We start from the raw sequence: 13,640 nt of genomic DNA on the forward strand, positions 1-13,640 counted from the left end.
CTGAAGGATCGGCCCGGCAAACTTCCCCTTGAAGCTCTTGATCACGGCAATACGTATCCCGTCGAGATACGAATTGCAAGGGCCTTGGTATCTCGATGAGATACTATCAGCGAGCGTCGCGCTTCGCGTTAGCCCGCCCGGCGAATGGACCTCGGCCCGACGGGCAAAACAGTCCGAAATTCCCGTGTCAAGCGGCCATGCCGAAAATATTCCACTTTACCGAAATTCGGATTTGTCGTATGTGTCGACCATCCCAGCCCAGCAAAGGGGCGGTCGTACGTCGTCACGAACGCGGGCTGGGCGGCGTTAAAGGCGGGCTTGTGCGTGCAGGGCGAGATGAACCTCGTGAGCATGGCGCGAACCGCGATCGACGGACGGCGCTTCAATCCCTGCGAAGCCTCTTGGCGAAGCAGGGTTGCCTGCGTACGGCGAAACCGTGTGGTCCTGGCCGTCGTTGCTACGGTCAAGCTTTTGCGAAGGCGTCATYGCGTCAACCGGCGGGATGGTTGCGAATTTCGCAGAAGTGACGGAGGCAAGAAGGAACTCGTCTCCGGGGAGAGCGCGGCATAGGCCGTCAAACCATCGCGCAGGGAAGGCCGGACGTCTCGGCTGCCCTGTGTCTCCCCTGTGCATTCGCGTGCAATATCTTCGCATGGGGGTTTTGTGGGTGCCAGCCGGCGCCCGGTCTTCCCTGCGCCCTTTCTTTCGAGAGGGTGACAACAAAAGCATGACTCGGGCCAAACGTGCCGCGAGGATGCCCCCGCATGTTTGTGATCTGCCTCGCGCATGGATTGCGGCGTCGCTGCCCCAAAGCTCGATATCCCCGCCAAGCGTCGGACCCTCCCTGCAAGCATGATGCATCAGCTTCAGTGGAGGTGGTCGTCACTCCCGGAATCTGCCTCTATGCGCCGCGACGGACCTCCGGAACGGCTGCCGGGCCTTTGGGGGTTTTGGAAATAGCTTTCGGGAGTGACGACATGAGCGGCTTGGTGATCTCTGGCGGCCGGGTGGTGGATCCGGCGAGCGGGATGGATGCCGTCGGCGATGTGGCGGTGGTGGACGGCAAGATCGTCGCGGTCGGCACTGCGCTCGGCGGCGCCGAGCGGGTGATCGACGCGACCGGGCTCGTGGTCGCCCCCGGCTTCATCGACCTGCACGCGCACGGCCAGTCGCTTCCCGCCGACCGCATGCAGGCGTTCGACGGGGTGACGACCACGCTCGATCTCGAAGCCGGCGTGCTGCCGGTTGCGTCCTGGTATGAGCGCCAGGCCAGGAAGGGGCGCGTGCTGAACTACGGCGCCGCCACCAACTGGGCCTTTGCGCGCATCGGCGCGATGACGGGCTCCAATACGGAAAGCTCGCTGGAGGCGCTCGGCAATGCGACGCGCGATCGCCGCTGGATCGACAACGTGGCGAGCGATGCGGAGGTGGCCGGCATCCTCGAACGCCTCGCGCGCGGCCTCAACGAAGGCGGCATCGGCATCGGCATCCTCAACGCCTATGCGCCGGGCGCCGGCGTGCAGGAGCTGACTGCGGTCTGCCAGCTCGCGGCCGCGCGGGACGTGCCGACCTTCACCCACGTCGCCTACATGTCCCGCATCGATCCCGAAAGCGCGGCGGAGGCCTATATCCGCCTGATCGGCTATGCCGGCGCCACCGGCGCGCATATGCACATCTGCCATTTCAACTCGTCCAGCAAGACCGACATCGAGCGTTGCCGCGTGCTGGTCGAGAAGGCGCAGGCGCAGGGCCTGCCGATCACGGTCGAGGCGTATCCCTACGGCACCGGCTCGACCGTGCTGGCGGCGGCCTTCTTCAGCGATCCCGAGTTCGTCGCGCGCAACGGCACCGGTTACGATTCGGTGCAGCGCGTGACCGACGGCCACCGCTTCCACGACCGCGAGGAGCTCTTGAAGGCACAGGCCGCAGAACCGTCCTCGCTGGTGCTGTGGCATATCCTCGACACCGAGAACAATGCGCACCACCGCGATCTCCTCGACATGTCGGTGCTGTATCCCGGCGGTGCGATCGCCTCTGACGCGATGCCGTGGACGAAGTCGGACGGCAAGACCTACACCGGCGACGCCTGGCCGCTGCCGGATGACGCGACGTCGCATCCGCGCTCGGCTGGCTGCTTCACAAAATTCATCCGCGAATGGGTGCGCGAGCGCAAGTCCGTGTCGCTGCTCGAAGGCGTGCGCAAATGCGCGCTGATCCCGGCGGAGATTTTGTCGCAAAGCACGCCGGCGATGCGCGCCAAGGGCAGGCTTGCGAAGGACGCCGATGCCGACATCGTGGTGTTCGACTACGAGAAGCTCAGCGACCGCGCGACCTTCACGGCGATGAACCGCCCCTCGGAGGGCGTGCGGCATCTGATCGTCAGCGGCCAGCCGCTGATCACCGACGGCATGCTGGATGTGGCGGCACGGCCCGGCCGTCCTGTGCGCCGTCCCGTCGTCGCGAGCTGACACATGCCGGTCCCCATCCTCCTGGTGACGGGCTTTCTGGGGGCGGGCAAGACCACCGTCGTGAACCATCTGCTGGCGCATGCGCAGGGACGGCGGATCGCCGCCGTGGTCAACGATTTCGGCGCGATCAACATCGATGCCGAGCTGATCGCGGGCGCGAGCGACGGCGTGGTGAGCCTCAGCAACGGTTGCGTCTGCTGCTCGCTCGAAGGCGATCTCTTGCGCACGCTCTCGACGCTGCTGCGGCGCGATCCAAGGCCGGACACCATCGTGATCGAAACCAGCGGGGTGGCCGATCCCGCCGACATCGTGCGCAACCTGTTGGATCCCGTGATCCTGCGCGAGGCGCTGCTGGAAACAGTGCTCTGCGTGATGGACGCGACGGCCCCGTTGGCCGCCTTGGACGACGCGCTGCAGCGCTCGCAATTGCGCGCGGCCGATGTGGTGGCGCTGAGCAAGATCGATTTGGCGGACGAGGGCGCGGGCGCCCGGATACGCGAGGCCATCCGGGCGCAGCGCGTCCCTGCCGTGGTGGTCGATGCGAAACACGGCGAGATCCCGTCCGCACTGCTGTTTCCCGCGACTGTCGATCGCGCGCCCGCGCCACGCCGGCCCGGGCCGCGACGGCCGGCAGAACAGCGCTTCGAGACGCTGAGCTGGACGTCCGAGCGGCTGCTCTCGCTGCCGCGCTTGCAGCAGGCCATCGGCCGGCTGGCGCCAAAACTTGCCCGCGCCAAAGGTCTGTTCGAGACGATCGAGCAGCCCGGCCGCCCGATGGTGTTTCAGTTCGCCGCCGGCCGCGCCACGCTGGCCCCGGGCGATGCCCCGGCGTCGGGCGTGCCGCGCGCCCGCATCGTCTTCATCGCCGAGCTCGGAGTGCTCTCGCGCACCGAGCTCGATGGGATCATGGAGGGGTGCGTTGCGAGTGGGTGAGGTGAGGCGGTAGGATGGATTGCAGTCGCAGGGATGAGCCAGGCATGTCGCCCATGATTCCACCCGCTGACGCGGCCTCGCGCCGCGCCGCCAAACCGGCGATCGTCTATCCGGCCGGCACGATGCCCGGGCCCGACATGGCCGCGCTCGAGCAGGCTCGCCGCACGATGGTCAAGACGCACGAGCTCATCGTGCCGCCCCGCGATGCCAGAACATTTCGCGTGGCGCGCGGCCAGTTCTTCCGCATCGTCAGCATCGAGGGGCCTCAGGTCGGCGACCTCAATCTCTGGAATGCGGACGATCTCTCCGAACGCTTCTTCAGCGGCAAGACGCGGGCGCTCCATGGCACGCATGTCGGCACCGGGGACCGGCTCTGGAGCAACATGCCCTACCTTCGGCCGATGGCGACCATCAGTCACGACACGCTCGGCTGGTACGGCTTCGACGAGGACGGCGCCGGCATTCATGATGTCATCGGCACGCGCTGCGATCCCTATACAAATCTCCTGTTGAACGGCACGGCTTACGATTTCTGCTGCCATTCCAACCTGTCCCGCGCGCTTGCCTCCGACTTGAATGTCGATCCCGGCGCGGCGGAGCATCATGTCCACGACGTGCTCAACGTCTTCATGTGCACCGGCTTCACGAAGGACACGCACCAATATTTCATGAAGGCAAGTCCGGTCCGTCCCGGCGACTTCATCGAGTTTCTAGCGGAGATCGACCTGCTCGGTGCGTTGTCGGCCTGCCCCGGTGGAGATTGCAGCGCAACCCATTCCAGCGATGCTGCGGCATGCCATGCGCTCAAGATCGAGATCTTCGACCCGGATCGAACGACACTGAAGGACTGGCCCTGGCCGTCGCCAAGCGCATATCACCGCCGCCACGGTGGGCATGCGGGAGGCTGAACCTCAATGCAGCCATCGCAGTGCCCCGGCCTTCACGACCAGTTCTCCGCCGATCTCGTGCTCGACAAGACGAGTCGCTAGGTGGAGCGTCAGCAGAAGGCAAGCGCGTTGATGGCCCGCGTTGCTGCATCTCCGTTCTCGGTGCCGACGAACTGGCAGACGATCGACGCGATCTCACCGGGCTGCTTGCGGCGCGCGGCCGCCAGCAGTCTCATCAACTCCGTCTCGTCTTTCGAGAGGCGGCGACAGGACGGCGGCATGAAGCAGAGATTGCACGGCCGGCCGCTGCGAAAAATTCTGACGAGGGCCGCAACCCGCGCGACCAGCAGCGGACTGTCGGCAATGCCGGGCGCTTCGTCGGCAAAGCGATAGGCCGCATCCCAGCAATCGGACGCGCCGGTCGCATAGGCCGCGCCGATGAAGCGGAACAGCGAGAGCGCGACGCGGCAAAAATCATCGTAGCATTCCACGCTCGGGCGCGCCGAAAACGCTGCGTCGAGCGGACAGAGCCGCGATTGACCGGCCTCCGCAGACGAGGCCGGCATCGAAGCGCATGCATCCTGGATCATGAATGATCTCGTCAGTGCAAGGTGGGACTTCCCACCAGCCAGCTCTTCATGGCCATCGTCCGGTCAAGGTCGAGCGACTGAACCTGCCGGTCGGGCAGAACGAGACCAGCCATGCGGAAGATCGTCGCCAGCCCCCGGACGGGATGCAGCGCCCAATCGGCGCCGACCGCCGGCAGCCAGCACGCGAACTGCTCGCGCGCGACGTCGAATTGGTCCTTCTGCGCCGCGGCGATCGCCCGCATGATCCCGTGCTCGCTGTCCGACACGCGCGGACAGGTGGGGCAGTGGACCTCGATGGCGGTGTGCGCCGTGCAGGCAAAGATCTCGATGATGGATTCCAGCGAGGGCACGGCATCGCCCACGCGGAAATGGTCGTACACCTGCTGGATATCGGCTGCGGTCGGAACGGCGCTTCCGCTGCGTGCCTTTGCCCGAAAGCCCCAGATGAAGAGTCGCTCGGCCGCGCAAAGCGCCGGCAGATCGACGGATTTGACATAAGCAGATTGCTGCATTGAGCCTCTGGCCTTTGGCTTCGCTCGCGCCGCGGCTGGCGCTTGATATCTGCGTCGATCGTTCTGCCAGAGCCTCGCGCAAGTCAACGTGCGGCAGACCAATATCGAGGTCTTCTAGATTTTGGGCGCGGATCTGCGGGGCAGCGCGCCGGCTGTTTGGAATTATTCAAGGCAAGCCGAACGTCGCGTTGGAGAGGATGTCACTCGTGAGCCATGGACCTCACCGCGCAATTTCGCGGGAACCCGAATGCTTAAGGCTTTGCTAAGGCGTTCGGGATAATCTGGCATATCTGTATTGCCAATTCACGCGAGCACCGATGATTTTCTCCCGCATCAGCTTCAAGCTGGTCCTGATCGTTGGCATCAGCCTCCTCGGCATGATCGCGCTGGCGCCGATCGCGCTCTCGACCCTGCGCACGCAAATGATCGCCGACCGCCAGGCCAAGACGCAGCAGATGATCGATGTCGGCTACGGCATCCTGGCGCACCATCAGAAGCTCGAGGGCGAAGGAAAACTCTCGCGCGAGCAGGCGCAGGCGGCCGCGATGGCAGAGATCAAGAGCCTGCGCTACGACAAGGTCGAGTATTTCTGGCTCAACGACATGGCCGCGAAGATGATCATGCATCCGATCAAGCCCGAGCTTGACGGCAAGGATCTCTCCGACATGAAGGACCCCAGCGGCAACCGCCTGTTCTCGGGTTTCGTTGACGTCGTCAACAAGCAGGGCGCGGGCTTCTACAGCTACCTCTGGCCCAAGCCCGGCTTCGAGCAGCCGGTGGCCAAGATCTCCTATGTGAAGGGCTTTGCGCCCTGGGGCTGGATCATCGGCACCGGCATCTATATCGACGACGTCGACGCCGTGTTCCGCCAGGATGCGATGATGTTCGCGCTCGTGGGCCTTGCGGTGTTCGTCCTCGTGCTCGGCGCTTCCTTCGTGATCGGCCGCAGCGTCACCCGGCCGCTCGCCAAGATCACCGCGCTCACCGAGCGCCTCGCCGCCGGCGACAGCGCATTCGATGTACCCTACACCCATCGCCGTGACGAGGTCGGCGGCCTTGCCAAGGCGCTCGCCGTGTTCAAGGACAATGCGTCGGCGGTGCGCCAGATGCATGCCGAGCAGGACGTGCTGAAGCGCACGGCCGATGACGAGAAGCGCAAGACGATGGCCGATCTCGCCGGCAGGTTCGAGGCGAGCGTCCAGGCCGTGGTCCGTGACGTCTTCAACGAGGCGCGGGAGATGCAGCAGGCGGCGCAAGGCATGTCGGAGACCGCGAACAGGGCAACCGATCGCGCGAGTTTCGTCGCCACCGCCTGCCAGCAGGCCTCCAGCAATGTGCAGACGGTGGCGTCCGCCGCCGGCCAGTTGTCGTCCTCGATCAGCGAGATCAGCCAGCGCGTCGCGCAGGCAGCAAGCGTCGCCGACAAGGCGGCCGCGGACGGCCAGCGCACCAATGACACCGTGCAGGGGCTGGCGGCGGCCGCGCACAAGATCGGCGAGGTCATCGACCTCATCAACCAGATCGCCTCGCAGACCAACCTGCTGGCGCTCAACGCCACCATCGAGGCCGCGCGGGCCGGCGAAGCCGGCAAGGGCTTTGCCGTGGTCGCGAGCGAGGTCAAGTCGCTGGCGAGCCAGACCGCGAAGGCCACCGACGAGATCGGCGCGCAGATCTCGGCGATCCAGGCCGAGACCAACCAGGTCGTCGGCAACATCGAGAGCATCCGCAGCACCATCATGGAGGTCAACGAGATCTCGTCGTCGATCGCGGCCGCGGTCGAGCAGCAGGGCGCCGCGACGCAGGCGATCGCCCACAGCGTGCAGGAGGCGGCCTCAGGCACCGACCAGGTCTCGCAGAACATCTCCGGCGTCACCGAGGCGACGGCGGAGACCGGCCAGGCCGCCGGCCTCGTGCTGCAATCGAGCGGACGGCTGACGCAGAAGCTGCAATCGCTCCAGGATGAAGTCAGCACCTTCGTTGCAGGGGTGCGGGCGGCCTAGTATAGCAGGAGCATGCTCCAAAACCCCGGTCGGCAGCCGCGCCGCATCCTCCTGATCAATCCGAACAGTCTCGAGCCGACCACCGCGATGATGGTCGCCATCGCGAGTTCTGTCGCTACCGGCGGCATCGAGATCGTCGGTGCCACCGCGACCCGCGCGCCCTCGATGATCGTGACGCCGGATGCGCTGGAGGCGGCTGCACCTGAAGTTGCCGAGATTGCACAGGTGCACGCGCGCGCATGCGACGGCTTCATCGTCTCGGCCTTCGGCGATCCCGGCCTGGGCGCGATCAGGGCTGGCGTGACACCGCTCGCGGTCGGCATCGGCGAGTCCTCGATGCTGGAAGCCGCCGAGAACGGCCGCCGTTTCGGCGTGGCGACCACGACGCCGCTGCTCAAATCCAAGATCGACGCCCTGCCGGACGCGCTGGGATTGCGATCCTGCTATACCGGCACACGCTTTGCCGAGGGCGATCCGCAAGACCTGATGCGCGACCCGGCGCAACTCCGTGCGGCCCTCGCCGGTGCGGTCGAGGCCTGCATCGCGCAGGATGGCGCCGAGGCGGTGATCATCGGCGGCGGGCCGCTCGGCGAGGCCGCGCGCGAGCTCCAGCCGATGTTCACCGTGCCGGTCATCGCGCCGATCCCGTCTGCCGTACGGCGGATTATTCGCCTCATCACCGCGCGCGCCGCCGACTGATATTCCGGCCCGCGGGAGCATCGTCGCGACCGGCTTCCCGACCCTTGACGGCCGCGGCTAAAGTGAAGAAGCAGGATCATCGAACCTGCCGACCCTCGCCTCGGCTCGCTGGGCATGGAGACAGCTGCATGTCGTTCAAGAAACTCCTGATCGCCAATCGCGGCGAGATTGSCATTCGTATCGCGCGCGCAGCTGCCGACGCCGGCATTGCGACGGTTGCGATCCACCCCGTGGATGACGCGCTGTCGCTGCATGTGCGTGTTGCCGACGAGGCGGTCGAAATCCCCGGCCGCGGCGCGCGGGCTTATCTCGACATCGAGGCCGTGGTGAAGGCGGCGAAGGGCGCCGACTGCGACGCCGTGCATCCCGGCTACGGCTTCCTCAGCGAGAACGCGGCGTTCGCCAGGGCTTGCGGCGACGCGGGCATTGTTTTCGTCGGGCCGAAGGCCGCGGCGCTCGAGTTGTTCGGCGACAAGGTCGCGGCGCGGCAATTGGCAAAGCGCTGCGGCGTGCCGATCATCGCCGGCACCAGCGGGCCGTCCTCGCTGGAGGAGATCACGGCGTTCTTCACGTCGCTTGGCAGCAACGCGGCGATCGTGATCAAGGCGATGGCCGGCGGCGGTGGCCGCGGCATGCGCGTGGTCGAGAGCGCGACTGACCTCGCGGAAGCCTATGCGCGCTGCCAGTCCGAGGCCAAGGCGGCGTTCGGCTTCGACGGCGTCTATGCCGAGCGGCTGATCCGCCAGGCGCGCCATATCGAGGTGCAGATCATCGGCGACCGCCATGGCGCGATCTCTCATCTCTGGGAACGCGAATGCACCATCCAGCGTCGGCACCAGAAGCTGATCGAGGTGGCGCCGAGCCCGTCGCTGAGCGAGCCCTTGCGTGGTCGCATCATCGAGGCGGCGAAGCAACTCGCGACCGCCGCGGGTTACGACAATCTCGGTACCTTCGAGTTCCTGGTCGACGGCACGGCGGAGGACAGCTTTGCCTTCATCGAGGCCAATCCGCGGCTCCAGGTCGAACACACCGTGACGGAAGCGGTGCTCGGCCTCGACCTCGTCCGCGCCCAGCTTGCCGTCGCCGCGGGCAGCACGCTGGCCTCGCTCGACCTTGCGCAAGGATCGATCCCGAAGCCGCGCGGCTACGCCATGCAGCTCCGCGTCAACATGGAGACGCTGGACGAGACAGGCGCGACGCATCCGACCGGCGGCGTGCTCGCCGTGTTCGAGCCGCCGTCGGGACCCGGCGTCCGTGTCGATAGCTTTGGCTATGCGGGCTACAAGACCAGCGCGGCTTTCGACTCGCTGCTCGCAAAAGTCATCGTATATACGCCGGGCGAGGCCTGGCATGACGTGGTCGCCAAGGCTTCGCGCGCCTTGCGCGAATTCCGGATCGACGGCGTCGTCACCAACATCGCCTTTCTCCAGGCGGTACTCGCGCATCCCGATTTCAGGACCAATCGCATCGCGACCGATTTCATCGACCGCAACATCGCGAAGCTCGTGGAGGCGGCCGACGGCGCGGCCAAGCCGCTCTACTTTGCCGCGACCGAGCGAAGCGGCGTTCACGGCACCGAGGCCCAAGTCGTGCAGGTCGTGCCTGAAGGCACGGTGATGGTCGCGGCACCCTTGCAGGGAACCATCGTCACCATCCAGGTGAAGGAAGGCGAGGTCGTGCGTCCCGGCCAGCAGCTCGCCGTGATCGAGTCCATGAAGATGGAACATCTCGTCATGGCCGAGCAGGGCGGCCGCGTGATGAAGCTCGTCGCCGGCGATGGCGTCACGCTGATGCATGGCGAACCGATCATGTATCTCGAGCCGCTCGACGTCGCGGCCGATCATTCCGCGGCGGAGACCGATGTCGATCTTGATCATATCCGCCCCGACCTCGCCGAGCTGATCGCGCGACAGGCCAACACGCTCGATGCGAACCGGCCGGCCTCGGTCGAGCGGCGCCGCAACACCAACCAGCGCACGGCCCGCGAGAACGTCGCGCAGCTCGTCGACGACGGCTCCTTCATGGAGTACGGCAGCCTCGCGATCGCTGCGCAGCGCCGCCGGCGCAAGCTCGATGATCTCATCAAGAACACGCCGGCCGACGGCCTCGTGATGGGCGTTGCCACCGTCAATGCGGAGCATTTCGGCCCGGAGGGCGCGCGCTGCATCGTCGTGGCCTACGACTACACCGTGCTCGCGGGCACGCAGGGCCACATGAACCACAAGAAGATCGACCGCATGCTGACATTGGCGGAAGATTGGCGCGTGCCGCTGGTGTTCTACGCCGAGGGCGGCGGTGGCCGGCCCGGCGACACCGACCGGCTCGGCATGACAGGTCTCGACGGCCCGTCCTTCGTGCAGTTCGCAAGGCTCTCCGGCCTTGTGCCTGTGATCGGCGTCGTCTCCGGCTATTGCTTTGCCGGCAATGCCGCGATGCTCGGCTGCTGCGACGTGATCATCGCGACCAAGAACGCCTCGATCGGCATGGGCGGCCCCGCCATGATCGAGGGCGGTGGTCTCGGCGTCTATCATCCGGCCGAGGTCGGCCCGGTCTCGTTCCAGTCGCCGAACGGCGTGATCGACATCCTCGTCGAGGACGAGGAGGAGGCGACGTCCGTTGCGCAGAAATACCTGTCCTATTTCCAGGGCGCGGTGACGGAGTGGCAAGCCGCCGACCAGCGCCTGCTCCGCCGCGCCATCCCCGAGAACCGCCTGCGCGTCTACGACATCCGCAGCGTGATCGATCTCGTCGCCGACAAGGATTCCGTGCTGGAGCTGCGCCGCGACTACGGCGTCGGCATGATCACCGCGCTGATCCGCATCGAAGGCAAGCCGTTCGGCCTGATCGCCAACAACCCGCGCCATCTCGGCGGCGCCATCGATGCCGATGCCGGCGACAAGGCCGCGCGCTTCCTCCAGCTGTGCGACGCCTTCGATCTGCCGATTGTCTCGCTCTGCGACACGCCCGGCTTCATGGTCGGTCCGGAAGCGGAGAAGACCGCGATCGTGCGCCACGTCTCGCGCATGTTCGTGACCGGCGCCAGCCTCACCGTGCCGTTGTTCGGCATCGTGCTGCGCAAGGGCTATGGGCTGGGCGCGCAGTCGATGATCGGCGGCGGCTTCCATGCCTCGTTCTTCACCGCGGCCTGGCCGACGGGCGAATTCGGCGGCATGGGCCTCGAAGGCTATGTCCGCCTCGGCTTCCGCAAGGAGATGGAGGCGATCGCCGATCCCGAAGAGCGCGAGATCTATTACCGCAACAAGGTCGCCGAGCTCTACGCCAACGGCAAGGCGGTCTCGATCGCGTCCGTGTTCGAGATCGACAACGTCATCGACCCCACGGAGACGCGGCGTTGGATCATGGCGGGGCTTAGGTCAGTGCCGAAGCCGCCGGCAAGGACGGCGAAGAGGCGGCCGTGTATCGATACGTGGTGAGGGCGGTGCAGCAATTTGTAGACGACGTCATTCCGGGGCGATGCGGAGCATCGAACTATGGTGTGCAATTGCACACCTGAGAATCTCGGGATTCCGGGTTCGCGCTTACGCGCGCCCCGGAATGACGAGAAGGAGCGCCGCGCCCGTTCCCGGTTGACATCCCGGCCTGTGGTGCCAGACTTTGCACCATAATACAGGGTGGAGACGTCCGCGATGGCCAGCTTGTCGGCCTCGAACCATGTCGCCCGTGTCTTGTCCGTCGCCAATCATGTGGCCGACGTCGATGCCTCTTCGCGGATCGCCAATTCCTGGCGCCGCTGCCTGATCAGCCACAAGCTCGATCCCGCCCGTCAGGGGCCGCCGCAGACGCTTACCGAGGCCGAGATCCGGCATATTGCCGAGCCGCTCGAGGAGACGATCCGGCTCGCGACCCCCGAGCTCGACGATCTCGCCCGCGTGCTGCGCGACGCCGGCTATTGCGTCAATCTGGCCGATGTCAACGCAACCATGCTGTTCAGCCGCTTGCCGGGGGAAGCGGACGCAAGAATGTTCATGGACTGGAAGATCTACACCGGCTCCAATTTCGCAGAAGCCTTCGAGGGCACCAATGGCCTCGGCACCGCCCTTGCGGAGGAGAAGCCGATCCTGGTGCACCGCGACGAGCATTTTCGTGCGCAGTGGCACATGTTCTCCTGCGCCGTGGCGCCGCTGTTCGACCAGGCGGGCCGCCTTGCCGGCGCCGTCAACATCACCTCCTGCCGCGACGATCTCGCACGCGCCGCGCACCAGCTTGCGCTCGCGGTCACGATGGAGGCGACACGGCGGATCGAGGGCGCGATCTTCCGCGGGCATTTCCGCAATGCCTGGATCGCGACCGTGCCGGGCGACGGCGGCAGCGGCCTGCTCGCCTATGACGACGACCGCCGCATCGTCGGCGCCTGTCGCTCCGCCCGCGCGCTGCTGGGCCTCACTGACGGCATGATCGCCTCCGGCATCGATCTGTCGCGCTATGTCAGATTCGATCATCACGTCGCGCGCAGCGCCGACGAGGTGGTCGAGCTGCGCCGCGCCGACGGCAGCCCGTTGGGCCAGGGTCATGTTGCGCCGCCGCTGCGCGCAAGGTCATCCACGCGGCCTCGTGACGCCCCCGTCGACCGCTTCGATGCGCTGCACCGGCTCGCCGGCCGCGATCCCGGCCTGATCAAAAGCGTAAAACGACTCAGGAGCATCGGCGATCACAATCTGCCGGTGCTGCTGCATGGCGAGACCGGCGTCGGCAAGGATGTGTTCGCGCGCGCGATTCACGCTGCGAGCAATCGGGCCCGTAACCACTATGTCGCGCTGAACTGCGCGGCGATGCCGGAGAGCCTGATCGATGCCGAGCTGTTCGGCTACGAGGCCGGCGCCTTCACCGGCGCGCGGCGCGACGGCTCGAAGGGGCTGATCGTGCAGGCCGACGGCGGCACGCTGTTCCTGGACGAGATCGGCGACATGCCGATCGCATTGCAGACGCGTCTGCTTCGTGTGCTGGAAAATCGCGAGGTTTGGCCGCTCGGTGCACTCAAGCCCGTGCCCGTCGATATCCGATTGATCAGTGCCACGCACCGCGATCTCGGCCGCATGGCGGAGGAGGGCGCCTTCCGCGCCGATCTCTATTTTCGTCTCCGCGGCATGGAGGTGAAGCTGCCGAGCTTGCGCGAGCGCGCCGACCGCGACGACATCATTCGCCAGATCGCACGCGAGGAAGCGCCCAATTGCCGCCTGTCGGACGAGGCCTGGGCGTTGCTCTCGGCCTATCACTATCCCGGCAACATGCGCCAGCTCCGACACGTGCTGCGGCTTGCCGGCTGCACCGCGGAGAACGGCGTCATCGCCGATGCCGATCTCGATCTGCCGCCGTTCGGTGGCCGTGCGGCGGAACCGGACCTCGCTGCGGCCGAGCGCGCGACGATCGTCGAGGCGCTGCGCAAGCACGGCGGCCGCGTGACAGAAGCGGCGCGTGCGCTGAAGCTTAGCCGCGCCACGCTGTATCGCAAGATCAAGCAGCTGAAGATCGAGACCGCGCAGTAGCGTCGAGGAGCGAGTCCCAGGCTTCGCCTCTCCCCGCTTGCGGGGAG

Annotated in this window: 9 protein-coding genes; 7 read left to right on the forward strand and 2 right to left on the reverse strand. The window is 66.3% G+C overall.

The genetic code is table 11. From position 1 onward, the window contains the following. Window positions 1-977: 977 nt before the first annotated feature. Genes ACXJL8_RS16435 through ACXJL8_RS16445 form a run of 3 tightly spaced genes read left to right on the forward strand, consistent with a single transcriptional unit; the run spans window position 978 to window position 4,309 of the window. Window positions 978-2,468, forward strand: coding sequence for an amidohydrolase family protein (locus tag ACXJL8_RS16435; protein WP_456622629.1), 1,491 nt, complete (start codon window positions 978-980; stop codon window positions 2,466-2,468). A 3-nt stretch (window positions 2,469-2,471) separates the two neighbouring features. Next, window positions 2,472-3,401, forward strand: a complete 930-nt coding sequence (locus tag ACXJL8_RS16440; protein ID WP_456622628.1) for a CobW family GTP-binding protein — start codon at window positions 2,472-2,474, stop codon at window positions 3,399-3,401. Between the two features lie 44 nt (window positions 3,402-3,445). Then, complete coding sequence (locus ACXJL8_RS16445; RefSeq protein WP_456622627.1) at window positions 3,446-4,309, forward strand: urea carboxylase-associated family protein; 864 nt, start codon at window positions 3,446-3,448, stop codon at window positions 4,307-4,309. Between the two features lie 89 nt (window positions 4,310-4,398). Here ACXJL8_RS16445 and ACXJL8_RS16450 read toward each other — a convergent pair whose 3' ends face one another. Together ACXJL8_RS16450 and ACXJL8_RS16455 are read right to left on the reverse strand one after the other, a co-directional pair. Further along, on the reverse strand, window positions 4,399-4,878 hold the full coding sequence (locus tag ACXJL8_RS16450) for a hypothetical protein (protein WP_456622626.1): 480 nt from the start codon (window positions 4,876-4,878) through the stop codon (window positions 4,399-4,401). Window positions 4,879-4,889: 11 nt separating this feature from the next. Further along, the gene (locus ACXJL8_RS16455; protein ID WP_456685241.1) at window positions 4,890-5,492 is read right to left on the reverse strand and encodes a hypothetical protein; all 603 of its coding nucleotides are present in this window, start codon (window positions 5,490-5,492) and stop codon (window positions 4,890-4,892) included. A gap of 215 nt (window positions 5,493-5,707) precedes the next feature. Here ACXJL8_RS16455 and ACXJL8_RS16460 point away from each other — a divergent pair, with 215 nt between their 5' ends. The 4 genes from ACXJL8_RS16460 (at window position 5,708) to ACXJL8_RS16475 (ending at window position 13,593) form a co-directional block, all read left to right on the forward strand. After that, window positions 5,708-7,390 (forward strand): methyl-accepting chemotaxis protein, encoded by a 1,683-nt coding sequence (locus tag ACXJL8_RS16460; protein ID WP_456622624.1) that lies wholly within the window; start codon window positions 5,708-5,710, stop codon window positions 7,388-7,390. A gap of 12 nt (window positions 7,391-7,402) precedes the next feature. Next, window positions 7,403-8,089 (forward strand): aspartate/glutamate racemase family protein, encoded by a 687-nt coding sequence (locus tag ACXJL8_RS16465; protein WP_456622623.1) that lies wholly within the window; start codon window positions 7,403-7,405, stop codon window positions 8,087-8,089. A 128-nt stretch (window positions 8,090-8,217) separates the two neighbouring features. Then, window positions 8,218-11,523 carry a carboxyl transferase domain-containing protein gene (locus tag ACXJL8_RS16470; protein WP_456685242.1) on the forward strand — a complete coding sequence of 1,102 codons (3,306 nt, stop codon included), beginning with the start codon at window positions 8,218-8,220 and terminating at the stop codon, window positions 11,521-11,523. Between the two features lie 213 nt (window positions 11,524-11,736). Next, window positions 11,737-13,593, forward strand: a complete 1,857-nt coding sequence (locus ACXJL8_RS16475; protein ID WP_456622621.1) for a sigma-54-dependent Fis family transcriptional regulator — start codon at window positions 11,737-11,739, stop codon at window positions 13,591-13,593. Window positions 13,594-13,640 lie beyond the last annotated feature (47 nt).

The organism is Bradyrhizobium sp. P5_C11_2, from assembly GCF_054049755.1.

Bases quoted from the DNA above. Each gene is read 5' to 3' on its own strand.
- ACXJL8_RS16445 (WP_456622627.1), top strand. From the start codon at position 3,446: ATGTCGCCCATGATTCCACCCGCTGACGCGGCCTCGCGCCGCGCCGCC.
- ACXJL8_RS16450 (WP_456622626.1), bottom strand. From the start codon at position 4,878: ATGATCCAGGATGCATGCGCTTCGATGCCGGCCTCGTCTGCGGAGGCC.
- ACXJL8_RS16465 (WP_456622623.1), top strand. From the start codon at position 7,403: ATGCTCCAAAACCCCGGTCGGCAGCCGCGCCGCATCCTCCTGATCAAT.
- ACXJL8_RS16475 (WP_456622621.1), top strand. From the start codon at position 11,737: ATGGCCAGCTTGTCGGCCTCGAACCATGTCGCCCGTGTCTTGTCCGTC.
- ACXJL8_RS16435 (WP_456622629.1), top strand. From the start codon at position 978: ATGAGCGGCTTGGTGATCTCTGGCGGCCGGGTGGTGGATCCGGCGAGC.
- ACXJL8_RS16440 (WP_456622628.1), top strand. From the start codon at position 2,472: ATGCCGGTCCCCATCCTCCTGGTGACGGGCTTTCTGGGGGCGGGCAAG.
- ACXJL8_RS16460 (WP_456622624.1), top strand. From the start codon at position 5,708: ATGATTTTCTCCCGCATCAGCTTCAAGCTGGTCCTGATCGTTGGCATC.